This is a genomic window from Nocardia sp. NPDC058518 (assembly GCF_042719655.1).
GTDB lineage: Bacteria > Actinomycetota > Actinomycetes > Mycobacteriales > Mycobacteriaceae > Nocardia.
Genome location: NZ_JBHXNJ010000019.1, coordinates 102,584 through 123,116, shown reverse-complemented (window position 1 = coordinate 123,116; position 20,533 = coordinate 102,584). Strand labels below are relative to the sequence as shown.

The 20,533-nt window shown below is 66.7% G+C and carries 20 protein-coding genes; 13 read left to right on the top strand and 7 right to left on the bottom strand.

Annotated elements, in window-relative coordinates; all coding sequences use genetic code 11:
* Nucleotides 1-18 precede the first annotated feature (18 nt).
* Nucleotides 19-435, top strand: coding sequence for a hypothetical protein (locus ACFWPX_RS28130; protein WP_378930492.1), 417 nt, complete (start codon nucleotides 19-21; stop codon nucleotides 433-435).
* A complete protein-coding gene (locus ACFWPX_RS28125) occupies nucleotides 432-4,100 on the top strand; it encodes an AAA domain-containing protein (protein WP_378930489.1) in 3,669 nt (1,222 codons plus the stop codon). The genes ACFWPX_RS28130 and ACFWPX_RS28125 overlap by 4 nt, the downstream gene beginning before the upstream one ends.
* 5 nt (nucleotides 4,101-4,105) lie before the next feature.
* Here the strand turns inward: ACFWPX_RS28125 and ACFWPX_RS28120 are convergent, their stop codons facing one another.
* On the bottom strand, nucleotides 4,106-5,137 hold the full coding sequence (locus ACFWPX_RS28120; RefSeq protein ID WP_378930486.1) for a LuxR C-terminal-related transcriptional regulator: 1,032 nt from the start codon (nucleotides 5,135-5,137) through the stop codon (nucleotides 4,106-4,108).
* A gap of 105 nt (nucleotides 5,138-5,242) precedes the next feature.
* On the opposite strand from ACFWPX_RS28120, the gene ACFWPX_RS28115 reads away from it, so the two are divergent.
* Together ACFWPX_RS28115 and ACFWPX_RS28110 are read left to right on the top strand one after the other, a co-directional pair.
* On the top strand, nucleotides 5,243-5,593 hold the full coding sequence (locus ACFWPX_RS28115; RefSeq protein WP_378930484.1) for a hypothetical protein: 351 nt from the start codon (nucleotides 5,243-5,245) through the stop codon (nucleotides 5,591-5,593).
* Nucleotides 5,594-5,624: 31 nt separating this feature from the next.
* Nucleotides 5,625-6,179 (top strand): hypothetical protein, encoded by a 555-nt coding sequence (locus tag ACFWPX_RS28110; RefSeq protein ID WP_378930481.1) that lies wholly within the window; start codon nucleotides 5,625-5,627, stop codon nucleotides 6,177-6,179.
* On the opposite strand, the gene ACFWPX_RS28105 is transcribed toward ACFWPX_RS28110, so the two are convergent.
* Nucleotides 6,176-7,024 (bottom strand): class I SAM-dependent methyltransferase, encoded by an 849-nt coding sequence (locus tag ACFWPX_RS28105; RefSeq protein ID WP_378930479.1) that lies wholly within the window; start codon nucleotides 7,022-7,024, stop codon nucleotides 6,176-6,178. The two genes, ACFWPX_RS28110 and ACFWPX_RS28105, sit on opposite strands and share 4 nt — an antisense overlap.
* A 228-nt stretch (nucleotides 7,025-7,252) precedes the next feature.
* Here ACFWPX_RS28105 and rpsA point away from each other — a divergent pair, with 228 nt between their 5' ends.
* Nucleotides 7,253-8,731 (top strand): 30S ribosomal protein S1, encoded by a 1,479-nt coding sequence (rpsA, locus tag ACFWPX_RS28100; RefSeq protein WP_056824523.1) that lies wholly within the window; start codon nucleotides 7,253-7,255, stop codon nucleotides 8,729-8,731.
* A 111-nt stretch (nucleotides 8,732-8,842) separates the two neighbouring features.
* Here the strand turns inward: rpsA and ACFWPX_RS28095 are convergent, their stop codons facing one another.
* On the bottom strand, nucleotides 8,843-9,517 hold the full coding sequence (locus ACFWPX_RS28095; protein WP_378930477.1) for an NAD(P)-dependent oxidoreductase: 675 nt from the start codon (nucleotides 9,515-9,517) through the stop codon (nucleotides 8,843-8,845).
* 91 nt (nucleotides 9,518-9,608) lie between these two features.
* On the opposite strand from ACFWPX_RS28095, the gene ACFWPX_RS28090 reads away from it, so the two are divergent.
* On the top strand, nucleotides 9,609-10,313 hold the full coding sequence (locus tag ACFWPX_RS28090) for a TetR/AcrR family transcriptional regulator (protein ID WP_378917399.1): 705 nt from the start codon (nucleotides 9,609-9,611) through the stop codon (nucleotides 10,311-10,313).
* Between the two features lie 69 nt (nucleotides 10,314-10,382).
* Nucleotides 10,383-11,924 carry a phospholipase C gene (locus tag ACFWPX_RS28085; protein ID WP_378930475.1) on the top strand — a complete coding sequence of 514 codons (1,542 nt, stop codon included), beginning with the start codon at nucleotides 10,383-10,385 and terminating at the stop codon, nucleotides 11,922-11,924.
* Between the two features lie 36 nt (nucleotides 11,925-11,960).
* On the opposite strand, the gene ACFWPX_RS28080 is transcribed toward ACFWPX_RS28085, so the two are convergent.
* Nucleotides 11,961-12,173 (bottom strand): hypothetical protein, encoded by a 213-nt coding sequence (locus tag ACFWPX_RS28080; protein ID WP_378917402.1) that lies wholly within the window; start codon nucleotides 12,171-12,173, stop codon nucleotides 11,961-11,963.
* Nucleotides 12,174-12,321: 148 nt separating this feature from the next.
* On the opposite strand from ACFWPX_RS28080, the gene coaE reads away from it, so the two are divergent.
* Both coaE and ACFWPX_RS28070 read left to right on the top strand, forming a co-directional pair.
* Nucleotides 12,322-13,524 (top strand): dephospho-CoA kinase, encoded by a 1,203-nt coding sequence (gene coaE / locus ACFWPX_RS28075; RefSeq protein WP_378917404.1) that lies wholly within the window; start codon nucleotides 12,322-12,324, stop codon nucleotides 13,522-13,524.
* Nucleotides 13,525-13,644: 120 nt separating this feature from the next.
* Nucleotides 13,645-14,076, top strand: a complete 432-nt coding sequence (locus ACFWPX_RS28070; protein ID WP_101463436.1) for a hypothetical protein — start codon at nucleotides 13,645-13,647, stop codon at nucleotides 14,074-14,076.
* A gap of 27 nt (nucleotides 14,077-14,103) precedes the next feature.
* Here ACFWPX_RS28070 and ACFWPX_RS28065 read toward each other — a convergent pair whose 3' ends face one another.
* Both ACFWPX_RS28065 and ACFWPX_RS28060 read right to left on the bottom strand, forming a co-directional pair.
* Complete coding sequence (locus tag ACFWPX_RS28065; RefSeq protein ID WP_378930473.1) at nucleotides 14,104-14,655, bottom strand: DUF402 domain-containing protein; 552 nt, start codon at nucleotides 14,653-14,655, stop codon at nucleotides 14,104-14,106.
* Between the two features lie 38 nt (nucleotides 14,656-14,693).
* On the bottom strand, nucleotides 14,694-15,308 hold the full coding sequence (locus ACFWPX_RS28060) for a DUF402 domain-containing protein (RefSeq protein WP_378930471.1): 615 nt from the start codon (nucleotides 15,306-15,308) through the stop codon (nucleotides 14,694-14,696).
* 372 nt (nucleotides 15,309-15,680) lie between these two features.
* Between ACFWPX_RS28060 and uvrB the strand changes: the two genes are divergently transcribed.
* Complete coding sequence (gene uvrB / locus ACFWPX_RS28055) at nucleotides 15,681-17,858, top strand: excinuclease ABC subunit UvrB (RefSeq protein ID WP_378917410.1); 2,178 nt, start codon at nucleotides 15,681-15,683, stop codon at nucleotides 17,856-17,858.
* A 33-nt stretch (nucleotides 17,859-17,891) separates the two neighbouring features.
* Here the strand turns inward: uvrB and ACFWPX_RS28050 are convergent, their stop codons facing one another.
* Nucleotides 17,892-18,359: a VOC family protein gene (locus ACFWPX_RS28050; protein WP_378917412.1), complete on the bottom strand. Its 468-nt coding sequence runs from the start codon at nucleotides 18,357-18,359 to the stop codon at nucleotides 17,892-17,894.
* Between the two features lie 62 nt (nucleotides 18,360-18,421).
* On the opposite strand from ACFWPX_RS28050, the gene ACFWPX_RS28045 reads away from it, so the two are divergent.
* The 3 genes from ACFWPX_RS28045 (at nucleotide 18,422) to ACFWPX_RS28035 (ending at nucleotide 20,524) form a co-directional block, all read left to right on the top strand.
* On the top strand, nucleotides 18,422-19,252 hold the full coding sequence (locus ACFWPX_RS28045) for a DUF6597 domain-containing transcriptional factor (protein ID WP_378917413.1): 831 nt from the start codon (nucleotides 18,422-18,424) through the stop codon (nucleotides 19,250-19,252).
* Nucleotides 19,253-19,380: 128 nt separating this feature from the next.
* Nucleotides 19,381-19,803 carry a hypothetical protein gene (locus ACFWPX_RS28040; protein ID WP_378930469.1) on the top strand — a complete coding sequence of 141 codons (423 nt, stop codon included), beginning with the start codon at nucleotides 19,381-19,383 and terminating at the stop codon, nucleotides 19,801-19,803.
* Nucleotides 19,804-20,071: 268 nt separating this feature from the next.
* Nucleotides 20,072-20,524: a universal stress protein gene (locus ACFWPX_RS28035; protein WP_378661184.1), complete on the top strand. Its 453-nt coding sequence runs from the start codon at nucleotides 20,072-20,074 to the stop codon at nucleotides 20,522-20,524.
* Nucleotides 20,525-20,533: the final 9 nt, after the last annotated feature.

Below are 20,533 nucleotides of genomic sequence, written 5' to 3'. Positions count from 1 at the left end.
CTGAACTATGGGGGTTGGATGTCGGAAGAGCTCGTCTGTGTAGAGGTATTGACCGGCTCGGGGAGTTTGCTGACAGAGCGGCTCACCCGGGATCTCGCCCGACATCTGGCAGCACGCGAGGTCGAGGTTCGTTTCGCCGAAGCGATTGAGCCGCTAGTACATCACAAAGGCGCGGTCGGGGATGCGCTGGTGCTGGTGGTTGGCGTCGCCTCCTCAGCAGGAACGGCCACGGTGGTCACCACGATCGTCAAGGAATGGTGTCGACGTGACCGGCACCGGCGGGTCGAAATGCGGTTGCCGGACCGGGTGCTCGTGATCGACGGCAACCCGAACGATCAGCTCGCGATCATCGAGAGATTCGTCGAAACGGCGGTGCAGATCCCCCCTACCTCAGCTGATTCCGGCTCAGGTGAGGACCAGGCGGTGTCGTCATGAGTCGGCTGGCCCGTCGCCGCGCGTTGTTGATCGGTAACGAGAGCTACACCCACCCGGGCTTCGCACCCTTGCCGTCGGTGCGCACCGACCTGACCCTGGTGGAAGAGGTACTGCGCGACCGCCGCGTCGGGGCCTTCTCCGATGTCGAATCGTTGATCGACTTGACCACCGACCAGATGCGTACGGCAGTGGACGAATTCGTTGCCGACAGCAGAGAAGACGAGTTGATGGTCTTCTACTTCTCCGGGCATGGGGCGCGAAGCGTCCGGTCCGACGGTGAATTCCATTTCATCGGTACCGACTCCGACCCGGATCGACTGGGCGAGACCAGTATGCGGGCCGGATTCGTCAATCAGTTGCTCGAACAGTGCGTGGCACCACAGAAGGTGGTGATCATCGACAGCTGCCGTAGTGGCGGGTTCTCGGTTGGCCTGCGCACCTCCGATGCCGTCCCGAAGGGCACGGTGGACGGTCACCCTGCCGCCCTGGCGAGCCGAGGTGTCTACGTGGTGTCGTCCTCGCGGGCCGGTGAGGCATCGTTCGTCGGCCGAGACGCGACACAGCCGTCGGTGTTCACCGGGGTGTTCGTCGAGGCGATGCGAACCGGTTCGGCGGCGGGTGGCAAGTCGGAGTTGTCGGTGGCGGCGCTGTTCGATTTCGTCAACGACCGACTTCGTCGTCAAGATGCCGGGCAGACTCCGGTGATCTCGGCATCAGGAGTGGACGGCCGCATCATCTTGGCGGCATCACCGTTGTCGCCCATCCAGCTCGATGTCGCGGCCCGCCCCAGATCGGGCGCCGAGATCGGCGCATTGCCGTCGAAGTCGCCTGCCCCGGACTGGAAGCGACTGCTGACCTACTACGAGACGTGTTTGCGTGCTGAGCAACTCGCGTGGTTGTCGCTGGACGACCACGATACTTACGCCTGCATCCCGGGGCGTGAGCGGCTGCTGGTGGGCGATCTCGACGACGATCATGCGATTGAGGTGCCGACGGAACTCGAAAAGTTCGTCGCTGAGGTGGCCGAGGCGAACGAACAGCTCTGGACCGGGTATCCGGCGGTAGTCGTGCGGCCGGGTGGTCGATCGGCGCGTGCGGCCGCGACTCGCAAATTCGCTCCGCTGTTGATCCGGCGCCTCGAGCTCGGCGGGGCCGCCGACCGGCTCGTGCCGGTCGGGCCGCCCATCGTGAATCCGATTCTGCTGAAAGAATTTCTGGAATCCGATGCCGCGTCGGTGTTCAACGAGGGCTACGAACCCACCTGGCACGCGGGCGAGTACGCCGCGTTAGCCGCCGAGGTACGCCACATTCTGCGCAACGAGCTCGGCGTCGTCACCGTCGATGAACCCGAGCCGGAATTTCTTGACGGCTCACTGACCGCCGCCACCGGGGCGGTCGGTGCGCGCAATGTCGCAGTGTTGTTCCGCATGTCGGCCGCCGATGGCGGCCCGAACAAGAAACTCCTCGCAGATCTCGCAGCGCTCGCGGAGCGGGTCTCGCAGATCCCGCGTACCGCGCTGGCCTGCCTCGGCCCGGCGGATGCCGCTCCCGTTCCCGTGCCGGTGTCGACTCGGCGATTGGTGACGCCGCTGGCGTGCAACGAGGCCCAGGCCGAGATCATCCGGTCGGCGATGGCTCGTCCGCTGACGGTCGCGACCGGACCACCGGGCACCGGCAAGAGCCAGCTGGTGGTCGACCTGGTTGCCACTGCCGTGTGCGCGGGCGAAACGGTACTTGTGGCATCCACCAACAACAAAGCGATCGACGAAGTCTGGGGTCGTTGCGAGAAGCTGATTCCCGGCACGGTGATCCGAACGGGCAGTCAGGCCTACCAGGAGAACCAACAGGCCGGTCTCGACCACCTCGCCGGTCTCCGACCCGCCGTCCAGTCGATGTCGACACTGACGGTCATGGTCGATGCCGCCACCGCAGAACTCGACCGCCAGCGCCGCGAACTCGCCGACATCGCGGGCGTCGAGATGGCATTGCTCGACGCCGCGGCTGTCAGGGAGGCGCTTGCCGCGAAACTCGGCCTGCGTGTCGAACAGATCGCCCCGCTGTTCGAGCGCATCGACCCTGCCGCGCTCGCCCGCAAAGCTGTTGCGGTACAGCGTTTCTCCCTGATCGCAGGCTGGCGGTGCCGACGACTGGTCCGTCGGCTCGGGCTGGCCGAAACCCCGGAAACAGTTGAGCGCCAGTGCGAGCTGCTGGGCGAATTGGCCGCAGCCGAGCTCACCTGGCGTCGGCTCCATGCTTCGGATTCTGGCCGGCCCGCCGACGCCGAGCTCCTCGCACGGTTCACCCACTCCACCGACACGCTGCAGACAGCCTCGACGGAGCTGCTCGATGCAGTGGTGCGGTCCAACGCCGTACGCGGGCGCCGACAGATCTACGCGCTGTCGCGTCACCAGTCCGGTACCGATTGGCCGGCAAAACGTGCGGCGCTGACCGGAGCCCCGGCATGGGCGGTGACCGCACAATCGGCGCGTGCTTTTCCGCTCGACGCCGCGTTGTTCGATCTGGTGGTAATCGACGAGGCGTCGCAGTCCTCGATCGCCGCGGTGCTGCCGTTGCTGTTCCGGGCCAAGCGAGCGTTGATCATCGGTGACCCGATGCAGCTCACACATATCACCACCCTGGACGGCAGAGGCGAGATCGCCGCTGCGGCGACAGCACAGATTTCTGCCGCGTGGCTCGAACGGCGGCAGATGTCGTATCTGCGACATTCCGCGTTCGAGGCGGCGGAGCAGTCGTTCGGCGAGAGCCTGCTGTTGGACGAACACTTCCGGTGTCATCCCGACATCGCTGGGGTCGCCAACGACCTGTTCTACCGCGGTCAATTAACGGTGCTGACCGATGTCCGCAAGCAGAATGGCACCGACCAGGCGCCGATCATATGGCGCGATGTCGCCGGAAACGCGCAGCGCGGAGCTCAGAGTTCCTGGTACAACCGTGAAGAGATCGATGTTGTGCTCAGGCTGATCGCGCAACTCCAGCAGCCGGGGCGATTGCCGGATGGAACGACGATCGGTGTGGTCACGCCGTTCAAGGCGCAGTCCGACGAGATCAAACGCCGACTCGACGATTCCGACGAGGTCGTTGTCGGCACGGTACACACCTTCCAAGGCGGTGAGCGCGACATCATCATCTTCTCCCTCGTGGCCTCGCCGGGAATGCCCCGCCGATCGATCGATTGGCTCGACCGGCAACCGAACCTGTGGAACGTGGCGATAACCCGCGCGCGGGCGCACCTGTTCGTCGTGGGTGACACCCGCGTTTGGCAGTCGCGGCGCATTGGTAGCGCGCTCGCCGCTGCTGCCGAACCGGTGGCGGCGGACGTCGGCGAGACAGACCCAGTGCTGAATCGACTGCATCGCTACATGATTCGTCGGGGGGCTACGGACCTCGCCTTTGGAACTCCGATGGTCGGCCACCACACCGACGCGATCGATCGGCGTCCGGACGGCTCGGTGTGGGGCGTCGTGGTCGATCGTGGTTCAGGCGCGAGCGCGCCGGATCGGCATTTGCGACTGATGCTGCAACACACAGACCTGCGCAGGGTTCCGTCGAAACGGTGGGACGCCGTCCGCGTGCCGATGTGGCGACTGCGGGAGTCGGCCGAGCACGATCCGCATGCGCACCAACCTCGAAGCGGGCCTGCCTGACATGCTCAGCCGACCCCGAGGACGCGAGAAAGCAGGCGTTGGCGGGTTCGGGTGCTGGATTTGGCGAGGATGGCTTTGACGTGGTCGTTGATCGTGTGTTCGGACAGGAACAGTTCTGTTGCCAGTTCGTGGGAATCCAGGCCTGTCGCCAAGAGAGTGAGGACCTGGGATTCGCGGGCGGAGAGGGCGTGGGCTCGGGCGAACAGGTCGAGGCGTTCGGTGGCGGTGCTCGGTTCGAGGGACACGGCGATGTCAGCGCCGATGCGGTCGGCTTTCACGGTGAGCCAGCGGTTGCCGCCCAGGTGGACGCGGGAGGTGGCGGGGCCGAGGGGCGTGGCCGCCTCGGTGGCGAGCAGGGCGGCGGCCGCGTTGTAGACCGAGGCGGGGACGGGGGGAATCGGTTCGTCAGGGGGGAGTAGGCGGAGCAGTGAATCCGCGGCGGCCGCTGTTTGGGAGCGCACGCGCAGGGTGTCGTCGAGGAGTACGACCGCGGGGCCGAGGGGGGCGAGTCGGGCGTCGGATTCGACGAAGGTGGCGCCGACGGTCCGGCGCAGGCCGACGGTGACTGTGGTTGTCAGCGTGTTCAGCGCAGCGAGTTCTGCTGTGGTGAAAGGGGATTCGGTGTAGCGGAGCAGTTCGAGAAATCCCCAGCAGCCGTAGCGGTCGGCGAAGGTGATGGTGGCGGAGTCGGTGACGCCGAGATCGCGCTGCGCGGTGCGCCACAGCAGGGAACGGTCCGGGTCGCCGTCGGTGGCGCCGAGCAAGGAATGGGCGCCGGTGCCGCGCACGGTGTCCCACCGATTGAGCGGGGTGAGGTAGCGGGCGCGGATCAAGTCCGGCAGGAGCCCGAGGTCGAGGCCGGGGAGATCGGCGAGCGGCGCCGTCGCGACCGCGGTGACGGGATCGGTGAGCGCGAAGACATGACCGGCGAACGGGATCGTCGCGCGGATCTCGACCAGGACGAGTTCTCGCAGTCGTTTGGCGGAGTGATCGGCGCGGCACAGACGGCCGATCCGGTCGGCCAAGGTACTCGGCACATGTCCAGCCTACGGCGGAATACCCCCAGGATCAGGGATGTTCCGGCACACCGGACCGGCCGATGATCGAGATGTCCCCATTCGCCCACGACAACGGAGGTCATCATGACCATCACGCTGCACATCGACAACACCGTTCGCGACTACGACGATTGGAAGGCCGCGTTCGACCAGTACGAGCGGTTCCGCGCCGACAACGGCGTGCGCACCTACCGCGTCGGCCGGGTCGACGGCGCACCACCACGGGTGCTCATCGACCTCGATTTCGACGACCGCGCGACCGCTGAGGCGTTTCGCACCGCGCTGGCGACCGTGCTCGCCACCCCGCGCAGCCGTGCGATGGTGATCAATCACGAAGCCTGGCTCGTCGACGTGGTCGAAGAGCGCGTTTCTCCCCTGATCGACGCGCCGAGCGCCGCACGGGGACAACCGAAGTCGACGGCGCCGGTAAATTGATCCGGTGCCCATCTCGTTCGACATTCCTGGAATGCAACAGTTGGACGACACGACCTGGGGGAATCCGTCCACTCGTGACGTCGTCGCGCTGAACTATGTCAACGGCGCGCCCGACCTGCCCGCTCGGCTGGACGACCTCAAGCGGTTACGCAGGCGGCTGGCCGAGCACCACGCGCGGACCGGCTGCCTGATCGAGGCCTTCGTGGTGTGGGTCGACCAGCTGCCCGCCCTGCTCCGTGTGGAGAAGACGCAGCTCCCCGGTCCGCGCGGCGAACTCGTTTTCGCCGCGTCGATCGTGGTGCCCAAGGACCGGTGCTCGGCGGTGTTCCAGATCATGTGCCCCGAGACCGGTGTGCCCGGCGCGCGCGAGACCGCGATCGGCAGGCAGGTTCGGCGCGACGAGATGTGTCCACCCCACCCGTACGCGCCCGGCCTGCGCGGACGGTTGCCCTATCTACTGTCCGATGACGTGCGCTTCGACGCCGAGTTCCCCGACCACGCGCTCACCAGGGCACGCCGCTGGGTCGCCGACACGGTGCCGAGCGTGCGGGTCGACGCGTCCTTCGCCGCGCTACCGGAGTTCTAGGGCTTCTCGGCGATGAAGATGGCGGTCCCGGGGAAGATCTGCCCGCGCAGCGGCGACCACTGACCCCATTCGCGGTCGAGCCACTCCGGCCAATCCGGTTCGACGATGTCGACCAGGTGCAAGCCGGCGCCGACGATCTCGCGGACCCGGTCACCGATCGTGCGATGGTGCTCGACATAGGTCGGCACACCCTCGGCGTCGACCTCTACATAAGGGGTGCGGTCGAAATAGGGGATCGTGGCGGTGAGTCCCGCCTGGCCCGGATCGTCGGGGAAGATCCAGCGCATCGGATGGTTCACCGAGAACACCCAGCGCCCGCCCGGCCGCAACACCCGAGCTACCTCGCGCATCACCAGCGCCGAATCGGCGACGAACGGCACCCCGCCGAACGCCGAGCAGGCCAGATCGAACGAGGCGTCGGCGAAGGGCAGCGCCTCGGCCCCCGCCTGCACGAGGGGCACCCGCGGCCCGCCCTTGTCCATCGCGGCCACGCCACGCTCCAGCATCCCCATCGACACATCGAGCCCGACCGGGAACGCGCCGTGACCGGCCAGCCAGCGCGAGCACGGCGCCGACCCGCAGCCGATCTCCAAGATCGTCTTGCCGGTCACGTCGCCGAGGAAACCCATGTCGCCCTCGTGCAGGCCCTCGGGGCACCACACGAACTCGCCGCCGGGGGAATCGACGCCGAGGAAGTCGGCGTGGGTCTGGTGGTACTGCTCGGCGTCGGCGTCCCACCAGCGGCGATTCGCGCGCTCGCTGTCGCGCGAGTCGATCTTGGTTCGGGTGGTCGCTGAGGTACCGAGCAGCGCGTTGGCCTGCGCATGGCGTTCGTCGTCGGACACGCCGAACAGGGTATCGGCGTGGTGCGGGGGGTGGTTTGCCCGGCTCGGCGCCGGTCGCGTACGCTGACACACGCTGTAGAGGGACGCTGAAGTTGATCAGCGGCAAGTGCGACGGTCCGTGCGATACTTTACCGGTATCCCTTCGTCGCGTCGTCGCGGTGATCTCGCAGCGTACCGAAAGATCCAATGTCCGCAACCGACCACAATCCGTCCGGAGCAAACCCACATATGCCCACCACCGTCACCTCGCCGCAGGTAGCCATTAACGACATTGGCTCCGCCGAGGATTTCCTGGCCGCCATCGACGCAACGATCAAGTACTTCAACGATGGAGACATCGTCGAGGGCACCATCGTCAAGGTCGATCGTGACGAGGTCCTGCTCGACATCGGTTACAAGACCGAAGGTGTCATCCCCTCCCGCGAACTCTCCATCAAGCACGATGTCGACCCGAACGAGGTCGTTTCCGTGGGCGACGCGGTCGAGGCCCTGGTCCTCACGAAGGAGGACAAGGAAGGCCGCCTGATCCTGTCGAAGAAGCGGGCGCAGTACGAGCGCGCGTGGGGCACGATCGAGGAGCTCAAGGAGAAGGACGAGGCCGTCAAGGGCACCGTCATCGAGGTCGTCAAGGGCGGCCTGATCCTCGACATCGGTCTCCGTGGCTTCCTGCCCGCCTCGCTCGTCGAGATGCGTCGTGTCCGCGACCTCCAGCCGTACGTCGGCAAGGAGATCGAGGCCAAGATCATCGAGCTCGACAAGAACCGCAACAACGTGGTTCTGTCGCGTCGCGCCTGGCTCGAGCAGACCCAGTCCGAGGTCCGCAGCGAGTTCCTGCACCAGCTCCAGAAGGGCCAGGTCCGCAAGGGCGTCGTGTCCTCCATCGTCAACTTCGGTGCCTTCGTGGACCTGGGTGGCGTCGACGGCCTGGTGCACGTCTCCGAGCTGTCCTGGAAGCACATCGACCACCCGTCCGAGGTCGTCGAGGTCGGCAACGAGGTCACCGTCGAGGTTCTCGACGTCGACCTGGACCGCGAGCGTGTCTCCCTGTCGCTCAAGGCGACTCAGGAAGACCCGTGGCGTCAGTTCGCCCGGACCCACGCCATCGGCCAGATCGTGCCCGGCAAGGTCACCAAGCTGGTTCCCTTCGGTGCCTTCGTGCGCGTCGAAGAGGGCATCGAGGGCCTGGTCCACATCTCGGAGCTGGCCGAGCGCCACGTCGAGGTCCCGGACCAGGTTGTGGCCGTCGGCGACGACGCCATGGTCAAGGTCATCGACATCGACCTCGAGCGTCGTCGTATCTCGCTGTCGCTGAAGCAGGCGAACGAGGACTACAACGCCGAGTTCGACCCGTCGAAGTACGGCATGGCCGACAGCTACGACGATGCGGGCAACTACATCTTCCCCGAGGGCTTCGATCCCGAGACCAACGAATGGCTCGACGGGTTCGACAAGCAGCGTGAAGAGTGGGAAGGCCGCTACGCCGAGGCCGAGCGTCGCCACAAGATGCACACTGCTCAGATGGAGAAGATGGCAGCCGACGCTGCCGCCGAGGCCGCCGCCGGCGGTCCCGTCGCGGGCAACTACTCCTCCGAGACCGGTGGCAGCGCGGCTGCGTCCACCTCCGGTCCGGCCGAGTCCACGGGCGGCTCGCTGGCCAGCGATGCCCAGCTCGCGGCTCTGCGGGAGAAGCTCAGCGGCAACGCCTGAGCGAGCGGCAACGCCTGATTCAGTCGGCTGACGCCTGAATCGACAACTGCATCACCGAAGGCCCTGGTCCACACGGACCAGGGCCTTCGGCCTTTTCTGGGGTAGTTCCCGTCAGCGTCCGACGGTGAAGCGACGCTGGAAATGGCGAGGCTGGTCGACCTCGTCGAGGAGCGCGACGGCGAGATCCTCTGCCGAGATATCGGTGTCGGAGTCGAGGAGCTGATCACCGCCGAGCCGGTAGCGCCCGGTGCGCGGGCCCGGTTCGATGCGGCCCGAGGACGGGCTCAGATAGGTCCAGTGCCGATTGGACTGGCGGTAGATGTTCAGTGCGTCGCGACCGGCGAGTACGGGTTCGCGATACTCGCCCGGTACCCGCAGTTCCTCGGTGAGCACCCGGGTGAAGTCCGGCGTGTCGACCAACTGCAGGCCGGGGGCGACCTCCAGGCTGCCGCCGCCACCGACGACGATCAGCCGGATCTCCGGATGTCGTTGCAGCGCATCGACCATCGCCCGCGCGCCGACGACGAAATTGCCCGCCTTGGCGATGGTGTCGGCGATACCGTGCCCCGCGTTGACGGCGCTGATCACCACGTCGAGTCCCGCGATCGCCGTGGCGATGCTGTCGGCGTCGAGCCAGTCGGCGGCTCGCCACGTTGTGTCTCCGCGCTCGGTGGGAAAGCGGGCCGAATCGCGGGTGAACGCTGTCACCCGGTGTCCGCGATGCTGTGCCTCGGCGACCACTCGGGAGCCGATGACGCCGGTCGCGCCGAATACTCCGATATTCACAATGCCACTCGCTTCTCTGTGGTGTTCGATTACTACACGCCGTTCAGTAATGACACGGCTGATAGTAGACGAACGCTGTAGGGTGTCAACCGTGGTCGAGGTGAGGAATCGGCGCGAGCGATTGCGCGAGGAAGCGACAGCGGAGATCAAGGCGATCGCGTTGCGGCTGTTGGCCGAAGGTGGTCCCGACGCGATCTCGTTGCGCGCCATCGCCAGGGAGATGGGGATGACCGCGGGTGCGCTGTACGGCTACTTCCCGGCCAGGGACGACCTGATCACCACCCTCATCGCCGACGTCTACACCTCGCTCGTCGACCGGGCCGAAGCCGCGCGTGATGCGATACCCGAGACCGATCCGGCCGGTCGGATCGTGGCTTGGGGCGAGACCGTCCGCGAATGGGCGGTCGCCAATCCGGCTGGGTTCAAACTGATCTACGGCGATCCGGTCCTCGGCTACCAGCCGCCGGTCGGTGGTCCTTCTCGCGATGCCGAACTGCGGGCGTGCAGCGGATTGGTTGGTCTGGCCGCAGCGGCGTGGCCCTACGCCGCCGTCTCGCAGACCATCGGTGCGCCGGCCTGGTCGGATTTCGATCCCGGGCTCGTCGATCACGTGCGCGGCGACTTCCCCGACCTGCCCGCCGCGGGATTGGCTCTCGCACTGCGGATGTGGGGGCGCATGCACGGGCTGCTCGCGCTGGAGATCTACGGTCATCTCGGGCCTCGGGCGCAACATCCGGACAAGCTCTACCGGGCCGAGATGCTGGATCTGGTCCGTTCACTCGGGTTGCGGGAATAGGCCCTTTCCCAGGTGGAGTACCGTGTGCGCGATTGCTCCATCCCCCTACGGGAAAGGTGCTCCAATCCGATGAGTTCTGGTCCCTTCGCCGGTCTCAACCGGCGGCAGTTCCTTGCGAAGGCGATGGCCGCCGGTGCGGTGGGAACGCTTGCCACCTGGGCGAATCCGATTATCGACCGAGCTTTTGCCGCCGATCCGGCCGGTATGGGTGGGCTCGGCGATATCGAGCATTTCGTCTTGCTCATGCAGGAAAATCGGTCCTTCGACCACTATTTCGGCACCATGTCGGGTGTGCGCGGGTTCGGTGAGGCGTCGGCGGCGTGGCGTCAGTTCGGGTGGTCGCCCGGAATCGGGCCCACCGCAGAGGGTTTCGTCGAACCGTTTCGGCTCGACACCACCCGTGGCGCAACCCTGGACGGGGAGTGCATCAACGACCCCGACCACACCTGGCCCGGCATGCACAAGGCATTCAACAACGGGCGCAACGACGGCTGGATGCCGATGTCGGTGGCTTCGGTCGGGCCGGGTAACGCGCCCGCGGCGATGGGTTACTACCTGCCGGAGGACATTCCGATCCACACCGAGCTCGCGCAGGCATTCACGCTCTGCGACAACTACCACTGCTCGGTGCTCGGCCCCACCGACCCCAACCGGCTGTACTGGATGAGCGCGAGCATCGACCCCGACGGACTGGCGGGCGGTCCGCTGGTGGAGACGCCGCTGCTGCTCCCGAAGAACGTCTACAGCTGGCGCACCTACCCGGAGAACCTGTCCGAGGGTGGGGTGCCGTGGAAGATCTACAGCAATCGCGATATCGGCGAGGCCTCATCGATGATTCTGGACGGCATGATGGGCTGCTTCACCCAGGCCGCCGACCCGAATTCCGAACTGGCGCGCCGCGGTATCGCCCCGACCTACCCGAACGATTTCCAGGCCGACGTCGCCGGCAACACCCTGCCCGCGGTGTCGTGGGTGGTCCCGTCGGTGCTGCACTGCGAACACCCCGCGCTGCCTGCGGCTTTCGGCGCGCTGGGGATAGTGCAGCTTCTCGATATCCTCACCTCGAATCCGGCGGTGTGGGAGAAGACCGCGCTGATCATCAGCTACGACGAGAACGGCGGCTTCTTCGACCACGTCACCCCGCCGACGCCGCCGCCCGGCACCGCGGGCGAATTCCTGACGGTGCCACTGGACCGGGTGCCCGCGGCGGGCGGCATCACCGGCCCGATCGGACTCGGTTACCGGGTGCCGTGCATGGTGATCTCGCCGTACAGTCGCGGTGGGCTGGTCGCCTCGCAGACCTTCGACCACACCTCCCAATTGCGTTTGCTGGAAACCAGATTCGGCGTCGACGTGCCGAACCTGACCGCCTGGCGACGCGGCGTCACCGGCGACATGACCTCCACCTTCGATTTCGCGGCGGCGCCGAATGCCGCGAAACCGGTGCTGCCAGACCCGCGTCCCAAGGCCGATGCGGCGGTCGTGCAGTGCGGTCCGAATATCGCGGCGGGCACGCTGGGGCAGGGGGTGCCGTACCCGGTGCCGCCGAATGCGATGCCGGCTCAGCAGCCGGGGACTCGGCGCGCGCCGAGCGGACTCGTCGGCGTGTGAGCCGGGGGTGGGCTCGGCATCAGGCCGGGCCCACTGTCAGCTCGCGGCAGCAGGGGACCAGTATCCGGTGGCCATGCTGGGGCGTTTGCGCATCGCGGCGAAGCTGTGTCTGGCAGGGGAGAGCAGGGTACTGAACCAGGAACGCCGGTATTCGGCGAGAGTCGCTGCGACGGCGGGGAATTCGATGCAGTGCACACCGCCCTGCATGCCGAGGCGGTGGCGGGCCGCCCGATGGTTCCTGGTACCCATGATCATCCTGTCGGTAGTCGTGCGGCCTTCTCGCCTGCGCGAAGATTAATCGACGCGACGCGCCCGGCCCGGGATCTTCCGCCGCTCCGCGCGTGGGCGTGTCGCAGGAGCTGCCCCGGCCCGGCGGTCGGGATGCGAGACTGGGCCCATGTTGCGGATCGGCCTCACCGGAGGCATGGGAGCTGGTAAATCAACAGTCGCGCGGACGCTGGTCGAGCTCGGGGCGGTGCTCATCGACTCCGACGCGATCGCTCGCGAGGTCGTCGCCCCCGGCACGCCGGGCTTGGCCGCGCTGGTCGAGGAGTTCGGTGCGGCGATCCTGAGCCCCGACGGCAGTCTCGACCGGCCCGCGCTGGCCGCGGTGGCCTTCGCCGACGACGTCTCGCGGGGCAAGCTCAACGCCATCACCCATCCGCTGGTCGGGGCCCGCACCGCGGAACTGATCGGCGACGCGCCCGCGGATGCCGTTGTGGTGCAAGATATTCCGTTGCTCGTCGAGAACGGGCTCGCGCCGCTGATGCAGCTCGTCGTTGTGGTCGGGGCCGAGGAGGAGACCAGGCTGCGCAGGCTGGTCGAGCACCGCGGGGTGGCCGAAGCGGATGCGCGAGTCAGGATCGCCGCGCAGGCCACCGACGAACAGCGCCGCGCGGTCGCCGATGTGTGGCTCGACAACAACGGTGCGCCGGAGGTGGTCGAGGCGCAGGTCCGGGAGCTGTGGACGCGACGGCTGGTGCCGTTCGAACGCAATCAGCGCGAGGGCGTCCGCGCGCGCGCCGACTACCGCCTCGTCACCGAGCCGGAATGGGACATGCAGGCGCGCAGGATCATCGCCCGGCTGCATCTGGCGTGTGGTGCGTCGGCGGTGCGCATCGATCACGTCGGATCGACCGCGGTGCACGGACTGCCCGCCAAGGACATCATCGACATCCAGGTGACCGTGGCCGACATGGCCACGGCCGAATCGCTGACCGATGCGTTGACGGCGGCCGGGTTCCCGCCGGCCGCCGGAGTGACGCACGACAATCCGAAGCCGAGCGAGGGTGATCCCGAAGGTACCGACCTCGCCCGGTGGGGAAAACGCCTGCACGGCAACGCCGACCCCGGCCGACCCGCCAATATTCATCTGCGCGTGCGGGATTCGCTCGGCCAGCGGTTCGCGCTCGACCTGCGCGACTGGTTGCGGGCCAGTGAGAGCGCGCGGTCGGAGTACCTGGCGGTCAAGCGTGGGGCCGAACTCGCGGCGGCGGATCTGACCGACGACGCGGCCGGTGACGCCTACTACGTGGTGAAGGAGCCGTGGTTCGACGCGGTCTATCCGGTGGTCACCGAGTGGGCAGGAGCCCGCGCGTGAACCGAGTACCAAACTGTTAAACATCATTGTTTCGGAAACCGTCCGCATGCTGTCGCGCGCTGTGTAAATTGTGCGAAGTCACTACAGGGTGACTCGATTCACAGGGAAGTTGTAGCGCGTATGACAACACATCACCGTCAGTTCGGCCGTGCGGGCTTCGGCATCACCGCATTCGGCGCCGTCGCCGCCAGCCTCGTGCTGGCCGCTCCGCAGGCCTCGGCCTGGGTCGGCAACCTCGGCGTGGCCGGAACCGACCATAAGGTCGGTTGCAGCTACAAGCTGACCGCGAGCGTCGAGGTCGACCGGTTGACCTCGGTGAAGTTCACCGACAACGGCGTTGACATCCCGGGCAGCCCGGTGTCGCCGTCGCTGCTGTCGGGCACCGTGAGCATCACCTGGAAGCCGACCACGGCGGGCCAGCACAAGCTCGAGGCGCGTCAGCTGCTGATCAGCGACTCGATCACCGTCACGGTCGGTGCGGCGGGCAGCACCGGCAGCGCGTCGTGCGGTGGCGGCCTCGCGGATCTGTTCCCGAGCCTGTCGGCAGGCTGACACCGACTCCTCGCACCGCCCGGACCCCTACCGAGGTTCGGGCGGTTCGTCGTTTCGGCGCCAGGTCAGGGTCATATCGAAGGTGCTCAGCCAATTCTCGAGTGAATAGCCGTGCGCGGCGATCCCGTCGATCGCGGCGGTCGCGTGCTGGATCGCGGCCTGGCACTGCTCGGCGTCGAGCAGGCCGTCGGCGTACGCGGCGAGCAGTTCATCGATATCGACGAGCCGGACATCACGTCTGGTGCGGACCAAGAGATCGAGGTAGTGGTCGATCGAGCGCCACAGCGTCGGTGACTCCCTGGTGAACTCGCCGACATCGACATAGATGTCCTGCCACTGGTCGACACCAGGGTTGTAGTGCAGCTTCGACGCTCGCAGCGACAGCTCGGGCAGCACCCACGATTCCAGATAGTGGAAGTGCGCGTGATCGGAGTGACGACCCATGTAAAGGCCCCACGGCTCCACCCGATAGACCTCCACCGGCCGGACGAAGCCTTTGGGGTCGGTGTTCGTCTTGGCCGCGACGTCGAAGTACTCGACCTTGGGTGGATGCACGTGCACGGTGGATGCCTGCGTCATGAGCGCAGAATCTACCGGCGCGTGCAGACCCTCGCCGGCTACATCCAGGTCAGCGTGATGTCCCGGGAGCGCAACCACTGTTCGACATCGTGGTCGTTGGCCGCCAACCCGTCGAGCACGCGCGCGGCGCGTTCGAAGGCCCGGTCGGCGTGCTCGGTGTCGACATGGCCCGCGGCGTGCGCGGCGAGCAGTTCGCCCGAACCGGACAACGTCGACGACCGGCCGCGCCGCACGGCGACGTCGAGGAAGTAGTCGGTGGCCCTCCACCGTTTCGGCCCGACCTGGACGAGCTCGACGATGTCGAGGACATAGTCGTGGCTGCGGTGATGGCCGGGCCGATCGTGGCTGATGGTGGCGCGAATGGCGTGGCCGGGCAACATCCACGACTCCTCGTAGCGACCGTGCGGCCGGTCGAGGACGCGGGCCAGGTAGATGCCCCATGGCTGCACCTCGTACCGGTCGACCGGGTGGACGTAGCCCTTGGCGTCGGTACTGGTCAGCTCGGCGAGGTCGAAGTATTCGACCCGGGGTCTGGCAGCCGGTGAAATCGGATCAGGGGTCGGTGTGTGCGGGCCGCGTATCTCCCTGGCGAAATATCCGGCGAATCCGGTTACCGCGGGAGCCGCGACGAGCAGGGGAAGTAGAACGCTCATGGCCTTGTCCTTCACCACGTGCCGATGATCAACTCAGGGTACGCCCGCGCCGGGATGTGTGGCAGGTTCGATTCGGTACCCGCGATGGTCGAATGTCATTGGCGCAAGGGATATTTCGGACATCGATCGAGGTGCTCGGTATTCGCCGGGTTCGAGTTTGGTGCGTCTACCAGGTGAAACAGGGGTCGCCGCCGGGTCGCTCGGCAGTGGTCGCTGTCACCTTCGCGCAGCGCTGTGACGGTATCGATGAGCAGAAGTTCACGGAAACGACCACGACCCGACCGGCGGTCATCGGCGCGGCGCCCGGTGTGGCGAACAGCGCGTGGTTCTCCGGCGCGGAAATGTGTCGGTGGGCGCGCCTAAGCTGGATCCATGGCATTCGCAACCGAGATCCCGACGGAAGGGTACGAAGAGCGGGGTCACCCGATCGCCCATTCCGAACACCGCCCCGTCGGCACGATCGAGCGCACGGGCGCTCGGTTCGAAGTGGTCAGCGAGTACTCGCCCGCGGGCGACCAGCCCGCGGCCATCGCGGAGCTCGAGCGCCGGGTGAACGCGGGGGAGAAGGACGTCGTCCTGCTCGGCGCCACCGGTACCGGTAAATCGGCGACCACCGCGTGGCTGATCGAGAAGTTGCAGCGCCCCACCCTGGTGATGGCGCCGAACAAGACCCTCGCCGCGCAGCTCGCCAACGAGCTGCGCGAGATGCTGCCCAACAACGCGGTCGAGTACTTCGTCTCCTACTACGACTACTACCAACCCGAGGCGTACATCGCCCAGACCGACACCTACATCGAGAAGGACAGCTCGATCAACGACGACGTCGAGCGGCTGCGGCACTCGGCGACCTCGAGTCTGCTCTCGCGTCGCGATGTCGTCGTGGTCGCGTCGGTGTCGTGCATCTACGGCCTCGGTACCCCGCAGTCGTATCTGGATCGGTCGGTGCAGCTCGAAGTCGGTGGCGAGATCGATCGCGACGCGTTGCTGCGGCTGCTCGTCGACGTGCAGTACACCCGCAACGATATGTCGTTCACCCGTGGCTCGTTCCGGGTACGCGGCGACACCGTCGAGATCATCCCGTCCTACGAGGAGCTGGCGATCCGCATCGAGTTCTTCGGTGACGAGATCGAGGCGCTCTACTATCTGCATCCGCTCACCGGTGATGTTGTGCGCCAAGTCGATTCGGCGCGCATCTTCCCGGCCACCCACTATGTGGCCGGTCCGGAGCGGATGGAACGGGCGGTCGTCGACATCGAGGCCGAATTGGCCGCGCGGCTGGCGGAATTGGAGCGTCAGGGCAAGTTGCTCGAGGCGCAGCGGTTGCGTATGCGCACCGAGTACGACCTGGAGATGATCCGTCAGGTCGGCTTCTGCTCGGGTATCGAGAACTATTCGCGCCATATCGACGGGCGTCCGGCGGGTTCGGCACCGGCCACGCTGCTCGACTACTTCCCCGACGATTTCCTGCTGGTGATCGACGAATCGCACGTCACGGTGCCGCAGATCGGCGGCATGTTCGAAGGTGATATGTCGCGCAAGCGCAACCTGGTCGATTTCGGATTCCGATTGCCCTCGGCAGTCGACAACCGCCCACTGACCTGGGAGGAATTCGCCGGGCGAATCGGTCAGGCGGTGTATCTGTCGGCGACTCCCGGCAACTACGAGCTGGGTCAGGTCGGCGGTGAGGTGGTCGAGCAGGTCATCCGCCCGACCGGCCTGGTCGACCCGAAGGTCGTGGTCAAGCCGACCAAGGGTCAGATCGACGACCTGGTGCACGAGATCCGTGGGCGCGCGGAGCGCAACGAGCGGGTGCTGGTCACCACGCTCACCAAGAAGATGTCCGAGGACCTCACCGATTATCTGCTCGGCCTCGGCGTGAAGGTCCGCTACCTGCACTCCGAGATCGACACGCTGCGCCGGGTCGAACTGCTGCGTCAGCTGCGCCTCGGCGAATACGACGTGCTCGTCGGCATCAACCTGCTGCGCGAGGGTCTCGACCTGCCCGAGGTGTCGCTGGTGGCGATCCTCGACGCCGACAAGGAAGGCTTCCTGCGGTCGAGCACCAGCCTCATCCAGACCATCGGCCGCGCGGCGCGCAATGTGTCCGGCGAAGTGCACATGTACGCCGACAAGATCACCGATTCGATGCAGCACGCCATCGAGGAGACCGACCGTCGCCGTGCCAAACAGGTCGCCTACAACGAAGAACACGGCCTCGACCCGCAACCGCTGCGCAAGAAGATCGCCGACATCCTGGACCAGGTGTACACCGAAGCCGAGGACGAGGTGGCCGTCGGCGGATCGGGCCGCAATGCCAGCCGCGGCAGGCGCGCTCAGGGCGAGCCGGGCCGGGCCAGTGCGGGCATCTACGCCGAACGCGATGTGAAGTCGATGCCGCGTGCCGATCTGGCCGCCCTGGTCTCCGAACTCACCGCGCAGATGATGAACGCGGCCCGCGAACTGCAGTTCGAGCTGGCGGGCCGGTTGCGTGACGAGATCGCCGACCTGAAGAAGGAGCTGCGCGGCATGGACGCCGCGGGGCTCAGCTGAGCGATGCCGAGCCGAGCCCCGCGGCGGGCGCCGTCAGCCCTGCTCCGCCATCCAGGCGGCGACGCGGCGGTCGGCCTCCTCCCTGGAGACGTCCTCGACGCGGGTGATCACCGCCCACCGGTGCCCGAAGGGGTCGATCACCACGCCGAAGCGGTCGCCGGTGACGAAGGTCTGCGGCTCCTCGGCGCTGCGGGCACCGTGGGAGAGCGCACGGGCGATCACCGCGTCCACGTCGGGGCAGTAGTGCACCACCGAGGTGTGCACCCAGTCCTCGGGGGCGCGAACATTGTTGTCGGGGATGGGCATTCCGAGCTGCAGCGTGGAATCACCGATGAGCAGTTCGGCGTGCGCGGGCTGGCCGTCGGGCTGATCGGCTCGGCTGAGCACCTTCGCGTCGAAGACCGCGGTGTAGAAGTCGATGGCCGCGTTACCGTCGGGCACGGCCAGGAAACAGGTGATGGAGTGGTAGCCCTCCGGAATGGGCGCAACGGGATTGGTCATGACTACGATCCTGCGCCGCTACCGACGACCCGTCTTGTAAGAACGCGACAGATCGGCCGGTGATGACAGCGGCGCCGGATCCCGGTGATGTGAAGGGAATTCTGCACCCCGACGAGCAGGCAAGACACCGGTCGCTGAACCGGCTCGGGGTCGGGCCCGCGCTGGCCGAATTCGCGGACCGCTATTGGGTGGTGCGCTGGGATCTGCGTGGGCAGCCCAGCTATTCGGCCGAGGTGCTGTCGTTCCCGTGTGTGAATGTCACCTTCGAACGCAGCACCACCCGCACCGGCGGCTTCGTCAACGGTGTGTGCACGACGAAGTACGTGCGCGAGCTCGCCGGGGAAGGCGAGACCTTCGGCATCCGGTTCGCCCCCGGCGGTTTCGGTGCCTTCACCGGGATGGATGTCGGAGCGCTGCGCGATGATTCGGCCCCGCTGAGCGCGGTGTTGCCCGAGGCCGCGGGGCTGGCCGAACGGGTGCTTGCCGAACAGTCCGACGAGCGAAGGCGGGTCATCGTCGAGGAGTTCTTCGCGGGCCGCGGTCGCACCGACGATCCGCACTACGCGCTGGTGACGCGCATCGTCACCGCCATGGCGAACGATCCGGAGCTCACCAGGGTCGACCAGGTCACCGATCGTTTCGCGATCCCGATCCGCACCCTGCAACGGCTGTTCCGCCGCTACGTCGGGGCAGGCCCGAAATGGGTGCTGTGCCGGTTCCGGCTGCAGGACGCCGCCGACCTCCTCGCGCACGGCCACCCGGACCTCGCGGTTCTCGCCGCCGACCTCGGCTATTTCGACCAGGCGCATTTCAGCCGAGAATTCACCGCCGAGATCGGGATGTCACCGACGGAATACGCCCGCAGCGCACAGGTGGTCTCCACGGCACGGTGACCGGTGGGAAGACCCCAGAATCGGGGGGTGTGAAATATTGACGTTCCAACTTTGTGCGGCGGTGTTCGTCGATAGTGTCACCGCATTCGCAGCGGCCGTTGCTGCGTGGAGAAGTCAGGACATCAACCGTGACAACATCTTTCGACCGGACCGCCCGTCTGGGCGCCGCCCTCGCGACCGCGCTGGCCGCCACCGCATTGCTTGCACCGACCGCGCATGCCGATAGTCAGTGGGTCAGCGTCTCGAGTCAGGACCCCAAGGCAGGCTGTTCCTACACGCTGGTCGCGGTCAACGTCGTCGGCTACAGCTCCGGCTACGCCGGCGCGCCGGTGACCTTCTATGACAACGGCGTGGTGATCGACACGGTCACGGTCCCGGCGTTCGGCGAGACCAAGACCTCCTGGCGCCCCTCCGCGGCCGGTTCACACGAGGTGACGGCGAAAGTCGACGGCTATGGGCGTATCTGGTGGATCACCCCCGCCACGGTGACCGTCGCGCCGAATACCGGTACCGGCAGCGCCGCCTGCGGATTCCCCAGTTTCTCCGGCTGATGTGATCGAAGTCCCAGCCGCACTGCGTCGTTGATCGTGTTGTGATAGGCCACAATTTCTTCGACCGGCGGTTCTATTGCCGCAGGTGGATGTTCTCGACTGTCGCGAAAACCGCCGTGACATCGGCACACACGCCAACACTCCGGGTGTGATCTATTGCGAATTGTCGATAAATCGGCCTGATTTGGCGTTAGGGTCGAGCCAATTGCCGCGCTGACGCTCGATTCCCGAGTGGTTCGGTGCTGGCACCGACCAAGTTGGAGGAGAGATGACCGCCTACCGGACCATTGTCGTCGGTACTGATGGCTCGGATTCGTCGTATGTGGCGGTGGAGAAGGCCGCGGCGCTCGCCGGGGACGCGGAGGCAACTCTCGTGCTGGCCTGCGCCTACTTCCCGACCGACGACCGCGACGTCGCCGCCGCCGCCGATGTACTCAAGGACGAGGCCTACCAGGTCCGTGGCTCGGCCCCGACCAACGAGATCCTGCACGTCGCCCGGGAGAAGGCGCTGGCCGCCGGTGCGAAGAACATCGTCGATCGCGCGATCGTCGGCGAGCCGGTCGATTCGCTGCTCGATCTCGTCAACGAGGTGGACGCGGATCTGCTCGTCGTCGGTAACCGAGGCCTCAACACCCTCACCGGCCGCCTGCTCGGCTCCGTCCCCTCGGACGTAGCCCGCAAGTCCCGTTCGGACGTCCTGATCGTCCACACGGTCCGCTAGTTCGAAACG